General features: G+C 68.1%; 22 protein-coding genes. 10 read left to right on the top strand and 12 right to left on the bottom strand.

The window, feature by feature from the left end:
- Positions 1-18: 18 nt before the first annotated feature.
- Genes ACZ6DT_RS07770 through ACZ6DT_RS07755 form a run of 4 tightly spaced genes read right to left on the bottom strand, consistent with a single transcriptional unit; the run spans position 19 to position 5,985 of the window.
- Positions 19-3,105 carry an ATP-binding protein gene (locus ACZ6DT_RS07770; protein WP_465590256.1) on the bottom strand — a complete coding sequence of 1,029 codons (3,087 nt, stop codon included), beginning with the start codon at positions 3,103-3,105 and terminating at the stop codon, positions 19-21.
- Complete coding sequence (locus ACZ6DT_RS07765) at positions 3,105-3,731, bottom strand: hypothetical protein (RefSeq protein WP_465590254.1); 627 nt, start codon at positions 3,729-3,731, stop codon at positions 3,105-3,107. Before ACZ6DT_RS07765 ends, ACZ6DT_RS07770 begins: the two co-directional genes overlap by 1 nt.
- 25 nt (positions 3,732-3,756) lie before the next feature.
- The gene (locus ACZ6DT_RS07760; protein ID WP_465590251.1) at positions 3,757-5,388 is read right to left on the bottom strand and encodes a CATRA system-associated protein; all 1,632 of its coding nucleotides are present in this window, start codon (positions 5,386-5,388) and stop codon (positions 3,757-3,759) included.
- Positions 5,389-5,391: 3 nt separating this feature from the next.
- Positions 5,392-5,985, bottom strand: coding sequence for a toll/interleukin-1 receptor domain-containing protein (locus tag ACZ6DT_RS07755; protein ID WP_465590248.1), 594 nt, complete (start codon positions 5,983-5,985; stop codon positions 5,392-5,394).
- 223 nt (positions 5,986-6,208) lie between these two features.
- Between ACZ6DT_RS07755 and ACZ6DT_RS07750 the strand changes: the two genes are divergently transcribed.
- A complete protein-coding gene (locus ACZ6DT_RS07750; protein ID WP_465590245.1) occupies positions 6,209-7,144 on the top strand; it encodes an SEFIR domain-containing protein in 936 nt (311 codons plus the stop codon).
- A gap of 11 nt (positions 7,145-7,155) precedes the next feature.
- Here ACZ6DT_RS07750 and shbA read toward each other — a convergent pair whose 3' ends face one another.
- Genes shbA through ACZ6DT_RS07735 form a run of 3 tightly spaced genes read right to left on the bottom strand, consistent with a single transcriptional unit; the run spans position 7,156 to position 9,416 of the window.
- On the bottom strand, positions 7,156-7,806 hold the full coding sequence (shbA, locus tag ACZ6DT_RS07745; RefSeq protein ID WP_465590242.1) for an RNA polymerase sigma factor ShbA: 651 nt from the start codon (positions 7,804-7,806) through the stop codon (positions 7,156-7,158).
- A 4-nt stretch (positions 7,807-7,810) separates the two neighbouring features.
- Positions 7,811-8,389 carry a hypothetical protein gene (locus ACZ6DT_RS07740; RefSeq protein WP_465590240.1) on the bottom strand — a complete coding sequence of 193 codons (579 nt, stop codon included), beginning with the start codon at positions 8,387-8,389 and terminating at the stop codon, positions 7,811-7,813.
- A gap of 49 nt (positions 8,390-8,438) precedes the next feature.
- Positions 8,439-9,416, bottom strand: a complete 978-nt coding sequence (locus tag ACZ6DT_RS07735; protein WP_465590238.1) for a hypothetical protein — start codon at positions 9,414-9,416, stop codon at positions 8,439-8,441.
- Positions 9,417-9,677: 261 nt separating this feature from the next.
- Here ACZ6DT_RS07735 and ACZ6DT_RS07730 point away from each other — a divergent pair, with 261 nt between their 5' ends.
- From ACZ6DT_RS07730 to ACZ6DT_RS07710, 5 genes are all read left to right on the top strand, one after another.
- Entirely contained in the window at positions 9,678-9,824 is a 147-nt protein-coding gene (locus ACZ6DT_RS07730) for a hypothetical protein (RefSeq protein ID WP_465590235.1), read from the top strand.
- Positions 9,825-10,012: 188 nt separating this feature from the next.
- Positions 10,013-12,199 carry an ATP-binding protein gene (locus tag ACZ6DT_RS07725; RefSeq protein ID WP_465590233.1) on the top strand — a complete coding sequence of 729 codons (2,187 nt, stop codon included), beginning with the start codon at positions 10,013-10,015 and terminating at the stop codon, positions 12,197-12,199.
- A 221-nt stretch (positions 12,200-12,420) separates the two neighbouring features.
- Positions 12,421-12,768 (top strand): STAS domain-containing protein, encoded by a 348-nt coding sequence (locus ACZ6DT_RS07720; RefSeq protein ID WP_465590230.1) that lies wholly within the window; start codon positions 12,421-12,423, stop codon positions 12,766-12,768.
- 22 nt (positions 12,769-12,790) lie between these two features.
- Positions 12,791-14,035, top strand: coding sequence for a PucR family transcriptional regulator (locus tag ACZ6DT_RS07715; protein WP_465590227.1), 1,245 nt, complete (start codon positions 12,791-12,793; stop codon positions 14,033-14,035).
- Positions 14,036-14,183: 148 nt separating this feature from the next.
- Entirely contained in the window at positions 14,184-15,122 is a 939-nt protein-coding gene (locus ACZ6DT_RS07710; protein ID WP_465590224.1) for a universal stress protein, read from the top strand.
- A 10-nt stretch (positions 15,123-15,132) separates the two neighbouring features.
- On the opposite strand, the gene ACZ6DT_RS07705 is transcribed toward ACZ6DT_RS07710, so the two are convergent.
- On the bottom strand, positions 15,133-15,492 hold the full coding sequence (locus tag ACZ6DT_RS07705; RefSeq protein ID WP_465590221.1) for a hypothetical protein: 360 nt from the start codon (positions 15,490-15,492) through the stop codon (positions 15,133-15,135).
- Between the two features lie 72 nt (positions 15,493-15,564).
- On the opposite strand from ACZ6DT_RS07705, the gene ACZ6DT_RS07700 reads away from it, so the two are divergent.
- Positions 15,565-16,647, top strand: coding sequence for a carboxylate-amine ligase (locus tag ACZ6DT_RS07700; protein WP_465590218.1), 1,083 nt, complete (start codon positions 15,565-15,567; stop codon positions 16,645-16,647).
- A 160-nt stretch (positions 16,648-16,807) separates the two neighbouring features.
- Here ACZ6DT_RS07700 and ACZ6DT_RS07695 read toward each other — a convergent pair whose 3' ends face one another.
- Complete coding sequence (locus ACZ6DT_RS07695) at positions 16,808-18,832, bottom strand: CocE/NonD family hydrolase (RefSeq protein WP_465590216.1); 2,025 nt, start codon at positions 18,830-18,832, stop codon at positions 16,808-16,810.
- 3 nt (positions 18,833-18,835) lie between these two features.
- On the bottom strand, positions 18,836-20,134 hold the full coding sequence (locus tag ACZ6DT_RS07690) for an ATP-grasp domain-containing protein (RefSeq protein ID WP_465590214.1): 1,299 nt from the start codon (positions 20,132-20,134) through the stop codon (positions 18,836-18,838).
- Between the two features lie 74 nt (positions 20,135-20,208).
- Here ACZ6DT_RS07690 and ACZ6DT_RS07685 point away from each other — a divergent pair, with 74 nt between their 5' ends.
- Genes ACZ6DT_RS07685 through ACZ6DT_RS07675 form a run of 3 tightly spaced genes read left to right on the top strand, consistent with a single transcriptional unit; the run spans position 20,209 to position 23,849 of the window.
- Positions 20,209-21,723, top strand: coding sequence for an FAD-dependent oxidoreductase (locus ACZ6DT_RS07685; protein WP_465590211.1), 1,515 nt, complete (start codon positions 20,209-20,211; stop codon positions 21,721-21,723).
- Complete coding sequence (locus tag ACZ6DT_RS07680; RefSeq protein ID WP_465590208.1) at positions 21,723-22,820, top strand: carboxylate-amine ligase; 1,098 nt, start codon at positions 21,723-21,725, stop codon at positions 22,818-22,820. The genes ACZ6DT_RS07685 and ACZ6DT_RS07680 overlap by 1 nt, the downstream gene beginning before the upstream one ends.
- 18 nt (positions 22,821-22,838) lie before the next feature.
- Complete coding sequence (locus ACZ6DT_RS07675; protein WP_465590205.1) at positions 22,839-23,849, top strand: iron-containing redox enzyme family protein; 1,011 nt, start codon at positions 22,839-22,841, stop codon at positions 23,847-23,849.
- Here ACZ6DT_RS07675 and ACZ6DT_RS07670 read toward each other — a convergent pair.
- The gene (locus tag ACZ6DT_RS07670) at positions 23,817-24,032 is read right to left on the bottom strand and encodes a CDGSH iron-sulfur domain-containing protein (RefSeq protein WP_465590202.1); all 216 of its coding nucleotides are present in this window, start codon (positions 24,030-24,032) and stop codon (positions 23,817-23,819) included. The two genes, ACZ6DT_RS07675 and ACZ6DT_RS07670, sit on opposite strands and share 33 nt — an antisense overlap.
- The gene (locus tag ACZ6DT_RS07665; protein WP_465590199.1) at positions 24,016-24,705 is read right to left on the bottom strand and encodes a methyltransferase; all 690 of its coding nucleotides are present in this window, start codon (positions 24,703-24,705) and stop codon (positions 24,016-24,018) included. The genes ACZ6DT_RS07670 and ACZ6DT_RS07665 overlap by 17 nt, the downstream gene beginning before the upstream one ends.
- Positions 24,706-24,733 lie beyond the last annotated feature (28 nt).

The following is a 24,733-nucleotide window of genomic DNA, read 5'->3' as shown; positions in this document are numbered from 1 at the left end:
GGCGAACGGGGCACGGCTTCACTCGGCTCCGGCGCGTGCGCGGGCGAGCACCTCTTCGACGCTGAGCGGGCCGGCCGGATGGTGGGTGAGGCACAGCGGAGTGGTCACCCGCTGGAAGCCGAACGCCTCCCCCGCCACATAGAACTGGGCGCGTTCCAGTCGTGAGATGTCGTCGACGGGGCTGCCCTTGGCCCTGGCGAGTTCGTTGGCCGCGGCGATCTGGGCCGGGCTGTTGAGCCTGCCGAAGAACTGCGTCATCGCGTTGCCGACGACCTGGTTGTGCAGGCCCTTCGGTGCCTGTGTGGCGAACAGCAGTCCCAGACCGTACTTCCGGGCCTGCGAAGCGAGCACGATGGTGCTGCGGGTACTCGCCGTGAGCGTCCCCGACGCGGCGAGCATCTGTGCCTCGTCCATGACGAAGAGGGCGCCGAGTGGCCGGTCACCCGCCGGATTCCGCTTGGCCCAGGCGAAGAGCTCCATCTGGAGCTGGTTGACGAAGTTCTGCCGCTGTTTCTCCGAAGGCAGCCCGATGAAACTGATGACCGAAACCCTTGCCCGCTTGCCTTCCCCGGGAGCGAGCAGGAGCGCCGGGTCGACAGGCTCGCCGCCACCGGCCAAGAGCGGGTCGTTGACCATGGAGGCTTTCAGCAATTCGGCCAGTTCGGCCGCCAGTTTCCGCCCGTCGTTCAGGGTACTCACCCCGTCAGGCAGGTCTTCGAGCACTTCGATGAGTTCAGGCAGGCTCCGAGACCCGGTACGGGCGTGATGCACGACGGCCTGCCGCAGCACCGCGAGGCCGACAGTGGTCTTCGCCGTGCTTCCGGTCAGCTTCACCTGCGGAGCGAGCGTGGCCACCGCGACCTCGACGGCCGCGTTGAACTCGTCCTCGTCGTCGAGAACACCTGCGAAATCGGGCAACGGCTGGAACGCGAGCGGCCGGCCGCTCGCCCGCCCCGGGGTCCACACGACGACGTCGGTCTCGGCCAGATACCGCTTGGCGAGCTCGGCGTCGTCCGCTCCCCATGCCTCGGGCGGCTCCGGCCAGGCGTCCCCGAGCCGGGCGAGGTCGTTGTTCGGATCCAGCACGATCGCCGAAACGCCCCGCAGCGCGCATTCCTCCACGATCCGCCGCAGCAGCACCGTCTTCCCGGAGCCCGAACCCGCGAACACCGCGGCGTGCTTGCGCAAGGCCGCCAGTTCGATCCTGACCGGTTTCCCGGTGCCGGCCGCGGCGCCCAGGGTGATCTCCCCCTCGACGGACGGCGCCCGCGCCTCACCGGATCCCGGCGCGGATCGCGGAAGGGGCTCGGGCAGGACTTCCGCCAGGAGCTGCGACCGCCCGGCGGGGCGCCGGTCGACAAGCCACTCGTGGAGTTCCCGGCTTCCCTCGGCGAACATCTTGTCCAGGGCCCAGAACGTGCGGATGTCCTCATCGGACAACCGGCGTGATTCGCCACCGTCCTTTTTGAACGCTTCGAGTTCCTCTTGAGTCTTGTCTCCCTTCGACCAAGCCAGGTTGCGGATCAGGACAAGATGGCGATTTTCCGCGCCCTTCCGGACTCCGGCCGCCGACCGCGCTTTGCGGAACCGGTGCAGCGCGGCGATGGGGTGCGACGCCGCGATGGCCCGGAACGCCCAGTGCTCCTCCAGGTCCGATGCCTCGTCCAACGTCCGGGTGAGCCAGGCGTGCAGTTCGTTCCGGTCGCTTTTCGCCCCGTGGACCCATTCCAGGTTGTCGTCGCCCACCTCGGTGATCCATCCCCGGAGCGCGGCGGACAACAGCCGGGGCATCACCTTGTCCTCGGCCTTCGGGTCCAGCAGTGCCGACGGTTCCGCCTCCGCGCGATGCTCCTCGAACACCTTGTCCAGCTCCACGAACCGATCGGCGGCCATCGCCTGCCGCGGTGGACCGGCCGGCCGAACGCCGCGTTCGTCGAAGGTGGTCAGCTCGGTGATCCGGCCCGCCCGCACACAGGAATCGATGTGCGCGACGATCCGTTTCAGGACGTCGCGCGGTGACATCTCCTCCCAGACGCCCTCGAACGCGACAGGTGACACCGGCCAAGTGGGGTGGGGCGGTACGAACTTCATCGCCTCGTACGCGACTCCGAGACGCTTCTCGACCAGAGCCCTGCCGATTTCCGCGTCCGTGACCCGGCCGAGGAACTCGGCTTCACGAAAGCGGTCCGGAACCGTGTCCGTGGCCTTTCTCTTGAGCAGCTCCCAAGTTCCGGGCAGGCAGGCGAGCACCGTCATGGTCCGCCGTGTCACTTCCCGCAGACCCATGAGTCCGTCCGCGATCTGCGCTACGAGCAGGTCCTCTTCGGCGTTGCCGCGCACCTGCTCGGTGGCCACCGAGGAACGGGCCACCAAGGTGTCGAGCTGGTCGACGGCGATCACGATCGGACCGGTGAGCGCGAGCAACCGCGTGATGTTCCTGACCTGGGTCGCCGCGGACTTGGGATCCGACCGGATCCCCCATTTGCGACGATCCCCGGATTTCGACTCCGGGAACACGCCGAGGTAGTCGTCCCCCACGTAGTTTTTGCCCGGGTCCTCACTCGCGTACAGCACCAGCGCCCGTGCCGTGTCGGCACAGTCCCTGGCGACGTCCCGATCGAAGGCGCGCAGGCCGTCGATGAACGAGTCGACGTCGCCCCTCGACAGGCCACGCCCGTCCAAGATCTTCTTGGTGACGTTCGCGTCGATGCTCGCCCGGAGACAGACACGACGGAGAAAGCTGGTGAGCTGGGGGACGCCGGAGCCGTCCAGCCGCGAAAGGCCACGGCGCATCGCCTCCGCGGTGTTCTCCCAGAACGCGTCACCCGCCGTGAGGTCGTTGAGGAAGAAGTAGCCGCGGGCACCGTGGGCCTGTTTCCGGACGAGACCGAGCAAGTGGGTCTTGCCCACACCCTTCTTCCCTTGGAGGACCAGCCCTATCGGACTCGGGCCGTCACTGGAGACAGCTTCCTTGATCCCCGCGCCGACCTGCGCCAGGACGCCCGTGTGCAGGCCGTCGACGTGGTAAGGCGAGTCACGCCAGACGTGATCGGGAGTATCGGCCCAGTCGAAGCGCAGGGCCGCGAGCGCCGCCTGGGGATCCATCACGGCTCCTCGATCGAGAGCAGATGGTTGTCCTCACCGCCGATACGAACGGCCGCGGCGTGAGCGGCGGCGGCGAGTGCTTTGCGGTTCGACTCCGGAACAAGGCGGATCTGCCCCGACCGGCTGAGTTCCTTCAAGACCGCGTCCACATCCGCGGTCGGCGCCGCACCGAGCATCGGCCGCAGATCCACCAGCCCGACCCAGTCACGGGGAGCGTCGGACAGTTTGCGGTAGGCGATCCGGATCCGGGTCTCGATCTCCTCGGCCGTCACTTCGACCTCGGGCATGAAGAGGTCGGCGAGCCGGAGCTTCTCCCGCCGGAGATGTCTGCCGAGACCGCCGAGCAGGACGTACAGGGCGCTGCCCAGGCTGCTCCGAGGCGACGGTGCCTCTCCCGCGCTCAGTTCCTCCTCGCACCAGGCCCAGCCACGCTCGGTCAGCTCGTGGAAGAAGGGGCGGCCACGCTGTTCGCTGGCGACCAGATCGAGGCCGTTGAGCTGACGGCGTTCCTTGCCGTCGAGGGCGAAGCCCACGATCTCGCGCAGCTCCGGGTTCGACACCTCGCGGGCGACCACCATCAGCGCGAGCATCGCCGCGGTCTGCTTCTGTCCCAATCGATCCGTCATCCGTGATCCTTTCCGTATCCGGTTGCTATTGATCGAGGAATCCGCTGAAACCCTGGCGAGTCACCCTGGCCTCCGACGTCCGCACGGCCCACTCGATCGCCGCGCGGGTATCCGGCGGGACGGGCACGCGTCGCCCCGGCGCCGCGTCGGTCGCCCGGACCCGCGTCACCGACATGAGCTCCTGGGCGAGGTCCTGGACCCGCTCCCGGTCCCCCGCGCCGATCGCGATCTGCAGTTCGGCGACGATCTCGTCCACCAGTCCCCACATCAGCGGGCGCAATCGCGCGTGCGCGGCCTGCCGGAGCACGCCGGTGACGTCGAGCTCACCCGGATCGACGAGTGCCGTCGTTCCCGTGAGCTGGTCCACCAGGCTTCGGGCGATCTCCATCGGCCCGCGAGACGGGCCGAACCGGAGGTGCCGCAGATTGCCGACATAACCCGGCAAGGTGTTCGGCCCCGTCTCCTCGGTGAGTACCGGGACGACGCGGCGATCCTGGCCGAGCGTCCGGTGCAGGAACAGCTCGACCTCGGCCGACTGCCACCGGCTCACCTCCCGGTCGACGATCAGGCACAGATGTTTCGCGTCGTCCTCGGTCTTTTCGAGCATCGACCGTTCTCCGGAAAACGACAGCACCGGCCGGACGCCGAGCTCCACCAGGTACTTCATGAGTTCCTCGGCGAGCCGCATCGTCGGCCTGGTCGTGCTGACCCGGACGTCGTGGGCGAAGGTGCGCTTCTCCGCGCGGACCGCGGCGACGTAAGCGTCCCGGTTCTCCGCGAGCAGATCCGTCCGGTCGAAGTCGTGCGCGACGACCGCCGCGACCGTTTCCAGCGCGAAACTGATCTGGTCGGCGGTCGGGCTGATCTCCGTCGTCACCGGGAGCTGCTCGCCGAAGGTCCAGAAGGAGACATACGGCAACGTCAGATGACGTGACATCACGTCGGGAGAGACGTCTCGGTCGAGCCAGCTGCGGAACAGGTCCTTGGTCTCTTCGAGACAGATGCGGCGCCACTCCTCCGAGCGGGCGTATTCCTCGCGAGCGTCGAATCTGGACAGCACCGGGAGGACGGTCAGCTGCGGCCGGTCGTAGGGCATGCGGTCGCGAGCGACGTTGGCGCGTTCGGCGATCTCGACCGCACCCTTCATGCTTTGCACGTTCGCCGTGAACAGGACGACGAGCCGGTCCGGAAGATGGGCGGTGCAGATGCCCCCGATGTCCGAGATCCCCGTCCTGCTGTCGATGAGCACGTAGTCGTAGTCGGCCGTCCATTGTTCCCGGCATTGTTCGAGGTAGTCGCCGAAACCCTGCTCGTAGAGGGCTTCCCAGTCGAGGTCCTGCACTCGCCCGACGTAGGCGGCGTCCGCCAGGCCCGCTGTGATGACGTCGAGCTTCGCCTTGCCTTTCAGCCGGGTCGTATGCGCGCCTGGGCGAAGCCTGCCCTCACGGAAGTCGTCGATCAGGTCCACGACGCCGCCAGACGGGGGCGAGCTCATCATCGGCCGGAAGTAGGTGTCCAGACCGGGCGCCTCGAGGTCCCAGTCCAGACACAACACCCGATATCCCCAGCGGGCCAGCAGAACGGCGATATTGGCCAAGGTGAAGCTCCGCCCGACGCCGCCCTTGTAGGAGTAGAAGGTGACCACGGTTCCCGGCATGGGTCAGAACCTCGGCAGCTTCGACGGTCTCGGTGGTTCGGGTGGCGGCGTTTCGACCGGCCACCCGGGACACCACGGCGGCGCCTGGGCGATGATCTCCACCAGTTCTTCCACCATTCGTTCCATCTCACGGTCGAAGTCGAGGTACTCGGGAGTGTTCTGATACTGCGGATGAGGCTTGTTCCAATTCCGGAAGCTGCGCATCCGGCGTTCGTGGGCGTAGTCGGGGTAATAATCCGAGTCACTGAAGATGACCGGGTAGATCAATCTTCCTGGCTTCACCGAGCCGCTACCGGAGACGATTTCCTCCCGTTTCGCCATCGTATGCCATTCGGCGAGGCACCACTCATCGCGAAAGTACTTCGGGGAGCAGACCGGGACCAGGATCCGGGCGCGTTGTAACGCGTCCCGTATCTCCTGGGGCCACTTCCCCCCGACGGGAACGCTGTCCTCCAGAAATATCTTGACGTCGTAGTCGACATTGTCGTCCAGGATTCTCTGCAACCGAGGGTGGAAGTGATTCCGCACCCAGTCCGGGGCGTCGCCTCCACCACGGCGATAGCTGATGAACACGTCGTACTCGTACACGAGCGCCATCGCCCCTTCGCACCCCGATCCGCTGGACAGCCCTGATCGTAGGGGCCAACGAGGGTTTCTAAAAAGGTCCAAAAACAAGACAAAAACTGGACACCACAGCGCAGGCGAGTACGGAAAAGACAGAAAGATGACAAGCGGATGACAACGAGTGCTTTCGACCGCCCCGTCGTCAAGAATGCGACGCACCCGCGGAACGGGTCACCTTCACCGGACAGGAGTTTCCATGGCAGGCAACGAGCCGCCGCACGTGTTCGTCACTTACGCACATGATTCACCGGAGCACAAAGATCGGGTCCGCCTCTTCGCGGATTTCCTGCACAGCCGGATCGGCCTCGAAGTGCACCTTGACCAATGGGACGACAACGAACGTCGCGACTGGTCATTGTGGGCGTTGAAGCACCTCGACACGGCGAATTTCGTAGTGGTCATCGCTTCCCCGGAGTACAAACGCCGTGCCGAGGGAACGGCGGCGTTCGACGAAGGACGGGGATCCCAGTTCGAGGCCGCGCGGATCCGCGATCGGCTGACCAGGGATCTCGGCCGCGAGATCAAAAGGGTACTCCCGGTCGTGTTCCCCCAGCAGTCCGTCGACGACATTCCGAACTTCCTCAACCCGTTCTCCACCACGAGGTACCCGGTCGACGCGTTCACCGAGGAGGGCGTGGAGGATCTGCTGGCCGCGATCACGGGCAGAGCCCGGCACCAGCGGCCCGAGCGCGGCCAGTGGACCGGCGGCGCGGCGAGCGCGACCGGATCACACCGGACTTCGCTCGCGACCGGTCTGGAATGGCGGGCGTGCAGCGGCGGCATCCGGACGGAAGGCGCGCGGATCAACGACGTGCACTACGCCGACAGCATCGTCCTGCGAGCGGCGGAGCGACTCGCTTTCGTCGAAGTGGACCTCGGAATGGCCTACCGAAGGCTGACCGCGGTGGCCGGCGTCCTCGACGACGCCGTGGAACCTTTCCAGGTCGGACACTTCCGGGTGTTCCTCGACGGAAGACCATCGCCCGAGGTCAAGGTCGCACTGGGAAAGCCTGCCACGATCGATATAGGCGTCACCGGGGTGCTGACGCTCCGGCTGGAATTCCACCGCGCTGGCACGACCGACACCAGGTGGTTCCCGGAACTGGCCTGGGGCGATCCCGTCCTGGAATAGCAGGCGTACGTTTAGAAGTCGTCCTCCTGGCGCACCAGTTCGCGTAGCTTCACCAAGCCCCGGTGTTGCTTGACCCGCACGTTGCCCGGTGTCAACCCGAGTGCGGCCGCGGTCTCGGTGGCGGTCAAGCCGACGACGATCCGCAGGGTGAGCACCTCTCGCTGCATTCTCGGGAGCTTGGCGACGAGCCTGCCCAGCCGCACGCCGAGGTCGACGCCGAGCGCGTGGCTCTCCGGCTCGTTGCGGACCGATCCGGCCTCCGGCAGCTCGGGCACGGGGTCGGATCGGTCACGGGAAACCATGCGGAAGGCGTCGGCGACCTTGTTGGCCGCGATCGCCCGCACGAGGTAGAGGAACGAGCCACCTCGATCCTCATACGCCGGCAACATCTTGAAGACCGCGAGGCACACCTCCTGCGCGACGTCGTCGGCCGACAGGTAGGAAAGGTCGCGGCCGCCCATCCGCGCGCGGCAGTAGCGCACCAGCATCGGCTTCACGACGGCCAGCAACGCGTGCACCGCGTCCGGATCGGCGCTCTTCGCCGCCGCGACGAGCGGGGCGAGCACTTCTTCGGTCAGTCGGCCCGACGGGCGAGCCACGTTCGTCAAGGTGCGATATCCCTGGACTTCGCCGTCGTTCAGGCGAGTGTCGATGGTCGCCATCGGCTCAGCCCAACACTTTCGCGGCGGAATCGAGCCGGCGGACCTGCGCGATGAAAGCGTTCATCCGCCATCGCAGGCTGTACGCCTTCGCCGTATCGCCGAGCGTCTTCTTCTCGGGAAGGATGACGGCCAGTTCACCTACCGTGCGGCCGTTCGTCTCGGAGATCCTGAGGGAGATCCGTTGCCGGACCGCGTCGGGTGCCGCGGATTGGGCGACCACGGGATTGCCGTCGTCCACGACGGACCAGCCCAACCTCGCGACCTTTTTCCCGAAGACCTGCCGCAGCTGGTGCCCGCTCAGTGTCGTTTCCACGCGCCGCGGCCGGAATCCGTGTCTCTTGAAGGCGGTGTAGCCCAGGTACAGGACGGCGATCACGACGACGATCAGGGCGCCGGCCGCGCCGTTTCCCGCGGCCGTGGCGTCAGTGGCGATTCCCATGCTCTCTCCCGGGCGTTCGCGATCCGAATACCCGATGATCGGGGAAATCGGTGAAGACGTTGCAGCCCGCGATTTCTTGTCCTGATTCTGTCCGTTGCGAAATAATCCGCGAATCAAGGACAGTTTTCGCGACGGCGCGATCACCGGCGTCCATCCAGACACGCGAAAGCGCTACCCGCGCACGGTTGCCTCTCTAACCGTCAGACGGTACTGGCGTCCTCCAGCGCACTCCGTAGGCGAAACCCGGTGCCAGGTGCCGGAACTGGACATGGATCTCACCGGAAGCGTCCGGCGTCAAGGAGGATCCTCGTGCCGCCTGGTCGCTCGCGTCGTCCTGGAAGACCCGCTCCAGCTGGACGACTTCCGCCGGGATCGGCAGGGGGAACCGGACGTGCAAGTCGAACAGTTCGACCGGATGACGGGGGACGCAGACGAAATGCGGGTGCCTGAATTCCGCTTTGTACCGCAGCGCGATTTCGTGCTTGCTCTGCCGTTGAAGCGGTCTGGGCAAGCGTAACGCCAAGCCGACGCGATCGGTGGACTCCATCGCCCGGCCGATCAGCCGTCCACCGTGGAACACGTCCACCCGGAGGTCGTCGGCGCCGATGGCTTCACCACGATAGACCGAGTCGGTCAAGGTCAGAGCGAGATCCAGCTCGGTGATGTCGTCGGCGTCCGCGACGATCCGGCGGAATTCCAAAACCTCCGGCACCGGCTGATCGAGCGCCAGCGTCACTCGCAGCTCCTCCGTGTGCCACCTCCTGCTGGGCTGAGCCGCTGCCGCCTCGAAGGATTCGCTTGTGGACGCCACGGCGACCTCGGCGAGCCGATCGATGCCTTCGTCGATACGCCGGCGAGCGGTCCGCTCGTCACGCTGCAGATGTTTGGCGAGCCAGCGCACCCGTTCCTGATAGAAGGGGTGCACCGCCTCCGGGTGCAGCCCGAGCGCGGCCAGCACGGCGGTGCCCAGATCCTCGGGCAACGAACGCGACCACTCGGACAGGCATTCGCCCAACGTTCTCCGGATGGCCGCGTTTTCGGCACCCCCGGCCGTACCGCAGACCGCGCGCAGCGCGGGGCCCGCCCGTTCGGCGAGCTGAGGCGCCGCGATTCCCCTTCCCCGCCGAAGCAGCTTCAATTCGCCGGCCAGATCAACAGCGCTGACGGTCACCAGTCCTCCCCTAGTGGTTCGAGCACGGTGGTCAATAGTCGTCAGCCCGGCGGCCCGTGTCCAGCCGGTCGCGGCCCGTGTGTCGACGATCGTTATTCGGGTTTCCCTTTCCCACCCAGATGGGAAACAGGAAACTCCTTGTCGCCGCCGAACCCGCGACGCATTCTTGGTGAGTCGCCGCAATTCGCGGCGAATAACACCCCAACCAGCGGTTTCCGCGTTGTCGAGTGCCGCCCTGACGCGCACATCGAAGGAGTCGGAATGAAGGTCAAGTGCTCGCTTTCACTGCTCTTACGGCCGGCTTTCCGGCTGTGGGCGATCGCGCTCGTCGTCGGCGTGGTGCCCGGCGGCGCACCGGGAACCGCACTCGCGAACCCGGTCGCCACGCGCGGAAAGGAGGTGGACTGACCATGCAGACCCACACCATCGGCCTGATCCTGGCCCTGCTCGGCTTCGTGTTCGGCTGAGGACGATCGACGACCATGGAACGCTCGCGCGGCCGCCGGCCGGGTCCGCGGATCCGGCCGGCGGACGGAGGCCGCTGCCGAAACATCTTCCACACGGCCATACTGATCCTCCGACGAGGATGGGGGCCGATGAACGAGAGAGCCACGTTCGGAGCCGAATTGAGACGCCGCCGTAAAGCGGCCGGTCTTTCGCTCACCGAACTCGCCGTTCGCACCCACTACAGCAAGGGCTACCTCAGCAAAGTCGAGACCGGGCTTTCCGCGCCGAACCCGGCACTCGCCGCATTGTGCGAAACCGAACTCGGCGCGGAGGGAGCGCTGAAACCACTGTTGCCCGGCGAACCCGGGCGGCGCAGGACACGGCCGGACGTCAGGCCGTCCGGCTTACCGCCGGCGACGCCCTCCTTCACGGGGCGGACCACCGAACTGCGGGCGATCCGCACGGCGCTCGAAGCCGACGGAGGTGTCTGCGTCGTGTCCGGTATGGGCGGTGTGGGCAAGACGGAACTCGCGGTGCGGTGCGCGCACCGGCTGGAGTCCGGATTCGCCGACGGCTGCCTGTTCGTCGATCTGCGTGACGAATCCGGCGAGCCCGCCGCGGTGCACGACAGGCTGCTGCGCGTCCTCGGTGTGCCGGCGGACCGTATCCCGGCCGATCCTGCCGATCGGACGGCGCTGTATCGCTCCCGGCTTCGCGGCCGCAGCCTGCTCCTTGTACTCGACAACGCGGTCAACGCCGCTCAAGTGCGCCCGCTGCTTCCGGCCGAGCCGAAATGCCGCGTGCTGATCACCAGCAGGTCCAGGCTGAGCGCGCTCGACGACGCCGCGCACGTCTCCTTGGACATGCTCCCGCTCGATGCGGCGGTCGATCTCTTCACCACGATCACCGGTGTTCCCGCCAACGCCGCCGTCACCAGGGTGGTCCGACGATGCGCCCGGCTCCCCCTCGCGGTCCGGATCGCCGCGGCGAGGCTTCGCGCCCATCCGTCGTGGGACGTCGCGGAACTCGATCGGCGGCTGGCCGACGAAACAGCTCGTCTCGGCGAGCTCGACGACGGCGAACGCTCGCTCGCCGTCGCGTTCCGGTTGTCCGTTCAGCAGCTGAGCGCCGCCGAAGCGAGACTCTTCGGCCTGCTCACCATCCATCCCGGGACCGACGTCGACATCCATACCGCGAGTGCGCTGAGCGCTCTTCCGTTCCGGGAGACCGACCGGCTGCTGGACCGCTTGCACGAAGCCCATCTGCTCACCCAGCCGGAACCCGACCGATACGGATTCCATGACCTGCTGCGCGCGTTCGCGAGCGAATTCGTACTGACCGACGCGGAGGACGGAATGAAGGCATTCGGCAGGCTAGCCGCCTTCGCGGTGCGAACCGCGGCTCAGGCCGACAAGGAACTCACCCCGCACCGCTTCGTCCCGGAGATCGTCTTCGACCAGGGGATCCCGGAACCGGCGCGGCTGGACGACGGTGAGATGGCGATGTCCTGGTTCCGCGCCGAATGGCCCGGGCTGGTCGCCCTCTGCAGGACGGCGCATGAACGCGGTGAGTACGACCGATGCTGGCAGCTCGCCTTCTTCCTGCGTGACTACTTCTTCGTGGCCAAACTCTGGGATCCTTGGCTGGACACCCATCGGTGGGCGCGCGCGTCCGCCGAGGCCGTCGGGAACACGTGGGCGCTCGCCACCACCACGGCCAATCTCGGGGTCGCGCACGTCGACCGCGGCGATCTGGACGAAGCTTCGGCGTGCTACGGCGAAGCTCTAGCGCTGTTCCGGCGGATCGGTGACGGTCACGGGGAGACCACGACACTCGCGCACAGCGGCTGGGCCGAGCACTATCGGGGCAACCATGACGACGCGTTGCGGGATCTCCGGCAGGCGCGCGCGGCCTACGTCCGTGACGGCAATCACCGCAACGCCGCGATCACCGACCGCGGGATCGCCTTGGTGCTGACCGCGCTCGGGCGGCCCGCCGAAGCCGCCACGCTCGCCGCCGAAACGTTGGCCGTCTTCGACGAGCTGGGGCTGGACCTCGATGCCGCGATGGCCCTCAACTGCATGGGCTGGGCTTGGTATCACACGGAGCGTCACGACCTGGCCGCCTCGGCGTATCGTGCCGCCGCGGACCGTGCCGAAGCCTGCGGAAGCCGTTACGAAACCGCGCGCGCCTACATCGGTCTTGGGAACGTCGCGGCTGCTGAAGGCTCCGTCGAGCTGGCGGCCGCCCGGTGGAATCGAGCCGACGAGGTCCACCCCGACCTCGACGAGCTCATGGTCGGTGAAAGCCGTGCGCGCAGAGGCGCGACGGCCTGAGCCGGGATCCCGGCGACGGACCCGGGCGCCGCTCATCCGGCGGGTCGCCCCACAGGGCTGCTACGGTTGACCAGTCGCGGTTCAGACACCAGCCGCCGGGTCCTTTCCTCCGGGTCCGGCATGCCCATTGGGCAGGAGCCGGCCCCTCGTACCGGCAAGGAGTCAACTTGACCGACTACCGCGCTCCAGCTTCCGATCCACCCAGGTCAGCACGGAGATTCGTGTCCTCTCTCGACATCTCGGTCACCGCGTCCGGTACCGATACGGTCGTCACCGTCTCGGGTGAAATCGATCTTGCCGTCTCCGCCGATCTGCGTCGGGCGATGGAAGAAGAGCTTCTGTTCACACCGGCGGCGCTGATCGCGGACCTGTCCCTGGTGAGCTTCTGTGATTCGTCCGGTTTCACCGCTCTTGTCCAGATTCGCGCGAAGGCCGAAGAAGCGGGTGTCCCGTTCATCATCGTCACCCGTGAGCGAGCTTTGCTGCGTCCGATGTCGCTGCTCGGCCTCGACGCCGTCTTCACCGTGCATCCGACCCTCGACTCGGCACGGGACGCGCTCACTCGCTGACCGGCTGTCATGATGAGTGGTTGTGACGGGTGACAAGGAACCAGGATTCCGCATCGGCGGACGTCCGCTGGCGGAACGGCTGACCGAGGTCCTGCCGTCGCTCACCAAGACGGTCCTAGCCGAGATCGTCTCCCGCATCCCGGAGTACGGGCTGTTGCCCGCCGAGGAACTCAGCGGCGACATCACGCACGTGATCGAGCAGAACCTGCGCTCGATCATCGACACTCTGCGCACCGGGTCCCCGCCGACGCGGGAGGAACTCGACTTCCTTCGTGAATCGGCGGCCCGGCGCGCGGAGGAGGGCATTCCGATCGACATCGTGCTCACCGCGTATCACATCGGCATCCAGGTGGTCTGGGCATCGCTGACGCCGGACGCGCGTCCGGACGAGGTCGCCGACGTCCTCGCGGTCAATGCGCTCACCCTGCGTTACCTGGAAGTGGTCACTCCCGCGGTCGGCGCGGGATATCTCGACGAGCGCCGGACGATGTTCGACGACGAGCGTTCGGCGCGGCACGCGCTGCTGTCCGCCCTGCTCGACGGCGAGCCCGCGGAGGTCGCGGCGGGACAGGCCGGTGTGCGCCTGCCGCCGTGTTACATCGTGCTCGCGGCGTCGGTCGGGGCGCATCCGGACGAGGCGACCACCGGGGTCGACCCACTGGTCGCCGGACGCCGGAAACTCCGGCGGCTTCGGGTGGAACTGGAGCGCCAGGTCCGGGGCACGGCGCTGACGTCGCTCACTTCCGAAGGCGGAATCGCCTTGCTACCGTACGAAATCCCGGCTGGAGAACTGTCCACAAACGACTGGACGCGGCTGGGGCGGGTCCTCGCCGACGTCGCCCGCACGGCAGGCGCCGAAGTCATCGCCGGCACCGCTGCGGCCGAGCCGTCCGGGGTGCCCGCGGCGGCGAAACTCGCGCAGGACGTACTCGCGGTCGCCACCGGATCCGGGCGCCCGCCCGGGCTGTACCGGCTCGACGACGTTCTACTCGAATACCAGCTTTCGCGCCCCGGTCCGGCGCTCGACCGGCTGGCCATCCGGCTGGCACCGCTGGACGGCAACGAGGAACTCCTGCAGACGTTGGAGACCTTCCTTCGCCGCGGAGGACGACGTCAGACGGCCGCCGCCTTGCACGTCCATCCCAACACGGTCGACTACCGGCTGCGCCGGATCGCCGATCTCACCGGGCTGGACCCCACCCGGCTGGAGCACGTCGCCCTCCTGCACGCCGCCCTCTCGGCCCGCAAGGCCACCGGCCCCTTGTGACGTGCCACGAAACGCCTGGCACCCCGAGGAACCCGAGTTCGGACAGGTCGAAGATCAACCTGAGGCCGCTGCCCGGTCCCGTGAAACCGTCCTTGCGCTTGAAGACCGCCGAAAGCGGGTATCACCGCGAGGTCGGAGGTGATGTCCCATGTCCGCTGCACAGACCGGCACAGGGCCGGTGGTGACCGGTTTCGACGGATCGCCGGAGGCGCGCCGCGCCGTCCGCTGGGCGGTCGCCGAGGCGAAAACGCGTGGCCTCGGCCTCGTCCTCGTGTACTGCGCCCACGACCGTCTTCCCCCGCCCGGCTCGGACCCCGTCGCGACGCCGCTGAACGAGGCGGTCCCTCAAGCCGCCGACGAAGCGGCTGAGGTCGAGCCCGCCCGGCGGCAGCTCGCTTCGATGGCGGAAGCCCTGGAGCGCTCCGAGCCCGATCTCGACGTCCGCACGGTCGTCCGCGGCGGTACTCCGGAGCAGGTTCTGACCTCGGTCTCCGACGAGACGGACGCGGCGATGATCGTGCTGGGCGAATCCCACACCGGGTTGTTCACCAGGGCCGTCGCAGGCTCGACGGAATCCGAGGTGACCAAGACCGCCGGACGTCCAGTCGTGGTCGTGCGCGGCGACGAGCCGCCTCCGGGCGGGCCGGTGATCCTCGGTACCGACGGCTCGGAGCAGAGCGCGCAGGCGGCGGGCTTCGCCTTCGACTTCGCATCGCGTCACGGACTCACCGTGCACGCGGTCCACGTCGCACGCATGCCGATTTGGGGCCCCGCGAGCGAACCTCTGCTCGGCGGGCCGGTGCTGGATCCCGCGCCCGGCATCCCCCAGGAAGTCGCCGACCAACTCGTCGCCCGGCAGCTCGAGCCGTGGCGCGAGCGCTATCCGGAGGTCTCCGTGGAGATGGTGCACGGGGTGGGACCCACGGCGCAGGCGTTGACCGTGCAGTCCAGTGAGGCCGCGCTGCTGGTGCTCGGCCGGAGCGATCGCGGCGACCTCCGCCGTCTGCTGCTGGGTTCGGTCAGCGACGACGCGCTGCACCACGCCCATTGCCCGGTGGCGGTGGTCCGCGCTCAGCCGGTGGGCTGAGCGCGGCTCGTCACGAAGAAGCGAGTTCTCCGAGCGTCCGCCGCGAAGCACGCAGTTCCGCGGCCATCAGCAGACCGCCCGTGCGAGCCTGGGCGAGCGCGTAGCCGACGTCGGCGACCTTGTCCCACGCCTCTCCCGCCGTGTCGGCCGTACCGAGCTGACCGGACAGGAGGCTTTCTTCGAGTTGTCCCTGCAAGCCCGGCAAGACGTCGGCGAGGTCGTCGGCGAGTTGCTGCAGCGCCCCGATGGTGCGGCAGATGTCAGCGGGCGACGCTTGTTCTCCGGCCCGTAGCCGTCCGTACAGGTGACGCACGATTGCGCCGGCCTGCGCGGCCAGCAGATACGGCGGCTCCTCCGACTTCCGGTTCATTGCCCCGAGATACCCGGCCCACGACCTGCGAAAACAAAGTTTGTCGCGAGACGGCCGGGGGTATCAGCGGTTGTGAACGACAACGTACTCACCTTCGGGGTCGAGGAAGAGTTCTTCGTAGTGGGCCCGGACGGTCACCTTTCCCCATCGGGGGACGCCGTCGTGGACGCCGCGAAGGAGGATCAGGGCGAACTCCAGCAGGAGCTCACCCGCTCGCAGGCCGAATCGGCCACCGACATCTGCACGACACATGACGAAGCCGAGCGGCAGCTGACGGCGCTGCGGGCGGAACTGGCCGAAGCCGCCGCCCGGCGGGACTGCCGCCTGCTGCCCAGTGGCAGCGCACCGCTGGCGGAAACGACGTTGCCCGCCATCACCCCGAATCCGCGCTACGAAAGGATTTCCGAACATTTCGGGGCGACCGCGCGGACGTCGCACACCTGCGGTTGTCACGTCCACATCGCCATCCCCGACCGGGAAACCGGGATCCGGGTGATCAACCACGTCCGGCCCTTCCTGCCCGTGTTGCTGACCGTGACCGCCAACTCCGCGATCTGCGACGGGTACGACACCGGGTACGCCAGCTGGCGTTACCAGCAGTGGAATCGCTGGCCTTCGGCCGGTTCGCCGCCGCTGTTCACCTCGCTGGACCACTACGAAAGCGTCGTCGACGCCTGGCTTCGCGCGGGCGCCATCCTCGATCGCGCGATGGTCTATTGGGACGTAAGGCTTTCCGAGAAGCAGCCGACGGTGGAGTTCCGGTTCGCCGACGTCGCGGCCACTCCCGGCGAAGCGGCGCTGCTCGGGGTACTCGTCCGCGGGCTGGTCGGCACGGTCCTCGGCTCGGAGAAGAGCCCCGCGAACCTGTCCAACGAAGTCTTGCGTGCCCAGATCTGGCGTGCGTCACGGGAAGGGCTTTCGGGCCGCTGCCCGCATTTCCGGACCGGTGACCTCGCCCCGGCGAGCGAGGTGCTCGACGACGTCGTCAGCTTCGCCGCCGGTGCGCTCGAGGAGACCGGGGATCTCGACTTCGTCCGCGACGGCCTCGCCCGGCTGGTCGCCGACGGCGGTGGAGCCGACCGGCAACGGGCACGGTTCGAGAAGCGTGGGCGCGCGGAAGACGTCGTGGACCTGCTGGCCGTCCGAACGGCTTAGCGGGTCCGCCCGCCGTCATTCGCGTGATTGAAGGCGGAACTCGCGTGATTGGAGGGCGAACACGCGAGTTCCGCCGCGAATTCACATCGAGTACGGCGTGGGTGCGCCTCCGTTGATGAGGCGCACCCACGCTAGTAGCTATTTGGCGACGAGACTCGTCTCAGACCTGATCACGGGGAACCGTCCGATGCCAGTTGCGAGAGAACGTCCTTCGCTCCCCTTCGTACGCGTCGAGCTGTGCGTCGATCACGAATTCGGTGGGAGTGCAGGACACCCGGGTGCGAGTCTCGGACCGGGCTTCCCAATCGCCACGGGCGAACGTCATCGACCAGGATGTCTCCGCCACCGGGGAACAGAAGTCGTCGGCCACCCACGAGTAGCGCTCGAACACGTTCCTGGTGACGTCGAGATCGATGTCTTCGAACCGGACCTTGCCCTCGTTCTTCACGATGTCGAGTGAGGACCGGTAGTCGATCAGGTCGCGGGAAACGGTCCAGCGTTGTTCGCCGGGTTCGACCTGGGTCGCGGGCAGCGGTTCCGTGCCTTCGGGTTCACCGAACGGCCGCGCCGGGACCTCGTCCGCTTCCGCCATCGGCCGCACCGGAAGCGTGAGGGTGCTCCGTCCGGTGTGGACGGTCACCATCGCCGGCTCCGGCGGCGGCCACGCCAACGGCCAGTACGACGACGAGATCGACAACCGGATCCGGTGCCCGGCGGGGAAGACCTGCGCGACGGCGTTGAGCTCGACGCGCACCCGATACCGCTTGCCAGGCTCCAACGGCTCCGGGTCTTCGTGCCCGTCCCGGTGGGTCAGGTTCAGCAGCCCATAGGTCACTCGCGCCGCTCTGCCGTCCGGCGCGACGTCGGACAGCCGGACGGCGACCTGCGCGACCGCTTTGTCCGCCGAGACCTCCAGATCCACCACCGGCGAACCGAGGATTTCGCAGGGCTCGGTGAGCTCGTCGGTTTCGAAGACGAGCGAGCCGCCGTCCTCCTCCCGCTGGTCGTACGGCAGGTCGGGCGGAGCACTGTAGGAGGCCCACTTACCGGCGAACTGACCGACCGAAAGCGGCGACTCGACCGACAGGTCCTCCTCCGGGACGTCCTCGCCCGGACGGGCGATCCGGTGCCGGGCGAGCCGGTGTTCGGACGGGTGGACGTGCGGCGAGGGCCAGGACGGCTCCCCGACCCAGCGGCCGGGGCGATCCTCGTACGAGGTCGACGGTGGCACGCTGTCCTGCATCCAGGTCTGGAGCATCGGCCCGTCCATGACGCCGTTCTCGACGTCCTTCAGCCAGTGGTCCCACCAGCGGACCAGCTCTTGGAGGTAGCCGATGGCGGGCCCGGGACGGCCGAGATGCGGGTACTTGTGCGACCACGGCCCGATCAGGCCGCGCCGCGGCCCGTCGAGATTGGCCAGCAGCCGGGAGACCGCGTTCGAGTACCCGTCCGCCCAGCCGCTGGAGGCGAGCACGGGCACCTGGACGTCGCTGTAGTTCTCGCAGACCGACGCGTGCCGCCAGTAGTCGTCCCGGCGTTGATGTCCCAGCCATTCGCCGACCCAGAGGCCGCAGTTCTCCAGCCGTTCGTGCCACCGGTCCCGCCACCGCTCACCCGCCAGCGCGGGATCGGGCGGCAACGTCGCGTAGGCGAACATCGTGGAGGCCTCGGCGACGTTGTCCGAAAGCAGGCAGCCGCCCATGTAGTGCATGTCGTCGGAGTACCGGTCGTCGGTGAACGACGAGATCGCGATCGCGGCCAGGCTCGGCGGTTTGCGTGCCGCCACCTGGAGGGCGGCGAACCCGCCCCAGGAGATGCCCATCATCCCCGTGCGGCCCGAGCACCAGGGCTGCGCGGCGATCCATTCCAGGACGTCCTCGGCGTCGAGTTGCTCCCGTTCGAGATACTCGTCGGCGAGCACCCCTTCCGACTCCCCCGAACCGCGGATGTCCACGCGCACACAGGCGTAGCCGTGCCCCGCGAGGTACGGATGATGCACGGAGTCCCGCACCGAGGTCAGGTCGCGGTGCCGGTACGGGATGTACTCCAGGATCGCCGGGACCGGTTCGCCGTCCGAAGCGACCGGCCGCCAGATCCGCGCCGACAGCCGGACGCCGTCGGAAACCGGGATCCAGACGTGCTCCTCCTCCGTGATCTCGTACGGCAGCGAAGCCACCGTCCGCATGGGCTATCCCTCCTCGAAGTCGAACCGCAGCGCCTCGGTGCACCGGCGGTACTTGCTCTCCATCTCCCGTTCGGTCTGCGCGGCGACGAAGATATGCGCGAGTTCGTAGCTGTAGCTGTCCTGTTCGGGCAGTTCCGAGAGCTGAATTCCCTTCTCGGCCACCAGTTCGATCTTCACCCCGGGGATCTCCGCCTCCAGGTCCGCGATCTCGCCGCGGGTGGGCACCCGGGTGACCAGCGCGTCACGGAAGCGGCGGTAGTACCACTTGCCCGCGATCCGGTAGTCACCCTGGTTCCGGCGTCGTCCGGGATCCTGGCCGAGGCCCAGCTGGACCATGATCTGATGGTTCGCCACCCCGTCGACGTACTCGAACAGTTCCGCGTGGGACTGCGAATGCCGAGGGTTGATCTCCAGCAGGCAGGCCTGCCCGGATTCGGGGTGACAGAAGAACTCGATGCTGAACGTGGCGTTGTCGAAGCCGACCTGCTCCATGACGCGGACGGAGATCTCCTTCATCCGCTCGACGGCGTCCTCCGGCAGCTGCGAGGGGTACTGGTGCCGCAGGAAAGAGGCGGTGTCGGGATAGTTGATCGAGTCCAGGGCACCGTAGACCGTGACCTGTCCTTTGTAGACGTATCCTTCGGTCGCGGCCTGCACTCCGCTGAGTTCGCCCTCGGCGAGGCACGCCGCCCCGCCGACGTCGGCCACCGCGGCGGGGAGGTCGATCGTGCCGAGGATGCGGTCGAAGGGCTTGCCGACCCGGTCGACACCCGCCCGGATCTCGGCGACGGCCTTGTCGAACTCGTCCTCGTCGGTGACGTGGAAGGCCAGCTCCGAAGAGAACGACTTCACCGGTTTGAGCCACATGGGGTAGTCGACGCCTTCAGGCGGCCGAGGGTCGTCCTGATCCAGGTCGACGATGCCGAACGACGGCACCTCGTCGATCACCTTCGCCTGTTCGAGGCGGCTCCAGTACTTGTGCTCGCACTTCAGCACGGCTTCGAGCGAAACACCGGGAAGGCCGTACTTTTCGCACAGCATGGCCACCATCGTCGAAGACGGGAAGTCCCAATAGCTGACGATCGCGTCGATCGTTCCCTCGAAGGCGTCCAACTGCGACTCCGCCTTTTGCACGAGCTTCACGATCGGGATCTCACCGTGCTGAAGCTCTTCCGGCGTCAGCAGGGCGTGGAAGCGGTACCGGTCAGCGCCCGGGATCCGTCTCAACACCTCCTCGTTGCTGTCGTCGAGACCGATGACGAAAATATTCTTTTCCTCGTGGGGACTGGAGGATGTGGTCATAGGCCAGTGCTACCCACTCGGACGTTCCGGAAAACCCTGGTTTGCCCACGTCGCCACACGGGAATCCGGGCGCCATGACGGAGTTGCCCGGAACGCGTTCACTGTGGCTCGACACCGCCCCCGCTCCCGACCGTACCGGGACACCGCTGCCGGCCGAGGTCGACGTCGCCGTGCTCGGCGGCGGGATCGCCGGTCTCACCACGGCCTACCGGCTGGCGAGGGCCGGGCGCTCGGTGCTGGTACTGGAGGCCGGCCGCCTCGCGGCTGGGGTCTCCGGTCACACCACGGCGAAGATCAGCACCCAGCACGGGCTGAAGTACGCCACGCTGGCCAAGACCAAGGGCACGGAAGCCGCCGCGACGTACGCCTACACGCAGGCGGCCGCGCTGGACTGGATCGCCGCGGCCACCACCGAACTCGGCATCGACTGCGGTTTCACCCGCGCCGACAGTTTCGTCTACACGACCCATCCCGGAACGCTCGAAAGCCTGGAGCGAGAGGCGGAAGCCGCGGCCGAAGCCGGGCTTCCCGCGTCCTATGTCACCGAGGTCGACCTCGACGTGCCTGCCCTCGGCGCGGTGAAGTTCGCGTCGCAGGCCCACTTCCACCCGCGCCGCTGGCTGCTCGCCCTTGCCGACGAGATCGAACGCGCGGGAGGGACGATCGTCGAAGGTGTGCGCGCGGAAGGCGTCGACGAACTCGGCGGCGTGAAGGTGCGCACCAGCTCCGGCGAGGTGCGGGCGGGCGAGGTCGTGGTGACGACCCACTACCCCGTGTTCGACCGCGGCCTGTTCTTCGCCCGGCTCGACCCGGTCCGCGACCTCGTGGTCGCCGGGCCGGTCGAGGGCGACCGGCCGCCGGAGGGGATGTATCTGGACGCCGACACCCACCACTCCGTGCGGAGCTATCTCAAAGACGGTGTCCCGTACGCGATCGCGGGCGGCGAGCACTACCGCGTCGGCGACTCCGTCGACGTCGAGAGCCGCTACGAACGGCTGGCGAGCTGGGCGAGCGAGCACGCGGCCGTGCGCCGGGTCACCCACCGGTGGTCGGCCCACGATCTGTCCACTGTGGACTCCGTCCCGTACGTCGGGCGTTACCATCCGGCGAGCCGTCACCTGTGGGTCGCCACCGGCTTCGGCCAGTGGGGGATGACGGGCGGCACCGCGGCCGGGATGCTGCTCGCGGATCTGCTGACCGGACGCGACAACCCGTCGGCGAGCTTGTACGACCCCAACCGCTTCGACCTCCGGTCCGCGATCTCGACGGTGGAGAACAACGCCACGGTGGCGAAGTTCCTGGTGGGCGACCACCTCAGCGCATTGCGCAAACCCGCCTCCCTGGACGAACTCGTGCCCGGCGAGGCCAAGGTGACCCGCGACGGCGGAGAACTCGTCGCGGCCTACCGCGATCCGGACGGTGAACTGCACGCCGTCGGCGCCCACTGCACCCATCTGGGCTGCCTCGTCGCGTTCAACAACGCGGAGAAGACCTGGGACTGCCCGTGCCACGGTTCGCGGTTCGGCCTGGACGGGTCGGTGATCCAAGGACCGGCCGTGCGCGCGCTGCCGAGGAAGCAGGAGCGGTGATGACCGGCATCGGTGTCGAAGAAGAGTTCCTGCTGGTCGATCCCAGAACCGGGGTGAGCTGTCCCCGGGCGGAGGCGGTGATCGAGCGGCATCGCGTCTGCTGCCCGCTGCCGGAGGGCGCGGCGGTCCACCGGGAACTACGGCCGACGCAGATCGAAGCCGCCACCGGCATCTGCGAAACCGCCGACGAGCTGTACGAACACCTGACCGCGGGGCGCCGCACCCTCGCCGAAGCGGCGGCGAGCGAGGACTGCGCCATCATCGCCTCCGGCACTCCCCTGCGTCCCTCTCCCGACCGCGACTACGGCGCGGGCGACCGGTTCGGCAAGGTCGACGCGCTGTACGCCGGTGTGGTCAAGGCGTACGAAGCCTGCGGTTGCCACGTGCACATCGGCGTGCCGGACCGCGAGACCGCGGTCGCGGTCGTGAATCACCTGGGCGAATGGCTCCCCACCCTGCTGGCGTTGTCGGGCAACTCGCCGTTCGAAGGCGGGCGCGACACCGGATACGAAAGCTGGCGGATGGTGGAGCAGAGCCGTTTCCCCGGCTCCGGCATCGCCCCGTACTTCGTGGACGCCGCCGGATACGAGGAGCAGGTCGGGAAGCTGGTGGACTGCGGGATCCTGGTGGACGAGAATCAGACCTTCTGGCTCGCGAGGCCGTCCACACGCTGGCCGACCGTCGAGGTCCGCGTCGCCGACACCGCGTCGACTGTGGACGAAGCCGTCCTGCAGGGGCTGCTGACCCGCGCGCTGGTGCGCACGGCGCTCGCCGAACTGGACCGCGGGATGGAGGCCACCCCGCTGGATCCGCAGATCGCCGCCGCCGCGGTGTGGTCGGCCGCGCGTCACGGCCTCTCCGGGCCCGCCGTCGACCCGGTGGCCGGAAAGCCGGTGCCGGTGGGCGACCGGGTCGCCGCGCTGCTCACACATACCGAGCGGGCGCTGGAGGACACCGGCGACCGGGATCTCGTGCACACCCTCCTCGGCCGTCTGGAGCGGGAAGGCACCGGCGCCGAACGGCAGCGCCGGGCCGCGGCCGACGGAGAGGTCGCGGTGTTGCGGATGCTGACCGAAGAGACGGTTCCGCACGGCTAGATCGGGTACTCCCGGAGCATGACGACGATCGACCGTGAGGTGGCCGCGAGGCTGCCCGAGACCCGCGGCCCGCTCTCGGCCGCCGTAGTGGACATCCTGGCAGGCGGACGCCGTGCCGATTTCGACCTCGACGCCGCGACCGACGCCGACCCGTTCGGCGAGGATCTGCAACTGGCGCTGCATGTCTGCTACGAGCTGCACTACCAGGGCTTCGACGGTGTGGACTCCGATTGGGAATGGGACTCCCGCCTGCTCGGCTTCCGGTCCGTTCTGGAGCGCTCGTTCCTCGACGGCATCCGCGCCGCCGTACCAGGCGGGACCGACGTCCACGGTCTGCTGGACGACTTGCTGATCGAGCCGGTCGACGGTGCGGGGGTTTCGCACTTCCTCCGAGACGAGGGCGAATGGTGGCACGTCGAGGAGTACTTCGCCCATCGGTCGATCTACCACCTCAAGGAGGCCGACCCCCACGCTTGGGTGATCCCGCGGCTGCGGGGCAAGGCCAAGGCGGCATTGGTCGCCGTGGAGTTCGACGAGTTCGGAGGCGGGCGGGCCGAGCAGGCGCATTCCCGGCTGTTCGCGGATCTGCTGACCGCGGCGGGCTTGTCCGGCGGTTATCTCGCCTACCTCGACCACGTCCCGGCCCAGACGCTCGCGACGGTGAACATGATGTCGCTGTTCGGCCTGCACCGAAGCCTGCGTGGCGCACTCGTCGGGCACTTCGCCGCCGCCGAGATCACCACCGCGCCCGCCGCCCGGCGCATGGACCAGGCGCTGGAACGTCTCGGCGCGGCCGAGGAATGCCGGTACTTCTACACCGAGCACATCGAGGCCGACGCGGTGCACGAGCAGGTGCTGCGGTACGACGTCGTCGGTGATCTGCTCGACCGGGAGCCGGAACTGGCGGCGGACATCGCGCTGGGCATCCAGGCCACCGACCTGCTGGAGAACCGGCTGACCGAGCACCTGCTGGGCACTTGGTCAGCCGGGGAGACCTCACTCCTCAGGCCGCTGCGCCCCTTGCCGTGAGCGGCGACGATGGCTGGTGTCGCAGAACGGGTAGCGCTTGCTGCGGCGGCAGGCACACAGGGCGACCAGGAAGCGGTCCGAGGTCACCGTCTCGCCGTCGTCCATGACGATCTCGACCGGCCCCTCCACCAGGAGGGGCCCGCCGGGGTCGAGCCGGACCTTGGTCCTACGGCCGGTCGGCACGGATCACCACCAGTTCCTCGTGCCGCTGATCAGCCACGATCAGGCCTGCCGCTTCGAGGAAGGCCGCCCGCGCCCGCATCACCGGTCCGAAGGGGATCGACCGGGTGGCGACCACCGCCGGCGTCAATCCCGCCGCCCGCAACTGGTCCAGCGACTTGTCCGGCCCGGAGACCGCGGAATGGACCATCATCAGATACCCGCCGGGCGCCACCAGGGACGGCGCCTGTGCGCAGACCTGGTCGAGCACGATCCGGCCGTCCGGTCCGGCGTCCCACGCCCGCGCGGCCCCGACGGCCGGCACCGGAGAGGGCACATAGGGCGGATTCGTCACCACGACGTCGAAGGGGCCACCGCGGGCCGCTTCGGCCAGGCCACCACGAAGGGGCCGGACCGGAAGGCGGCGCAGCCGCGAGTTGACCCAGACCGTGGCCAGCGCCCGCCGGGAGATGTCGACGGCGGTCACGGACCCCGCGCCGTGCGCCGCCGCCGTCAGCGCGAGCGCCCCTGTCCCGGTGCAGAGGTCGAGAACTCTCGCTCCGGAAGGCATTCCCGACGCGCTCAACGCGTTCGCCAGTAGCCAGGTGTCGTCTTGCGGGCGATAGACGCCCGGTGGCCGCAGCAGCCTCGGCCGCGCAGGGGCGAGTGGAATCGCTGCACTGGAGATCGCGGTCATGTCCCCTCCGGTTCACCGTTGTTGCCCG

This window comes from Amycolatopsis sp. NPDC041971 (assembly GCF_055588925.1).
This window is presented reverse-complemented; position numbering and strand designations above follow the sequence as displayed.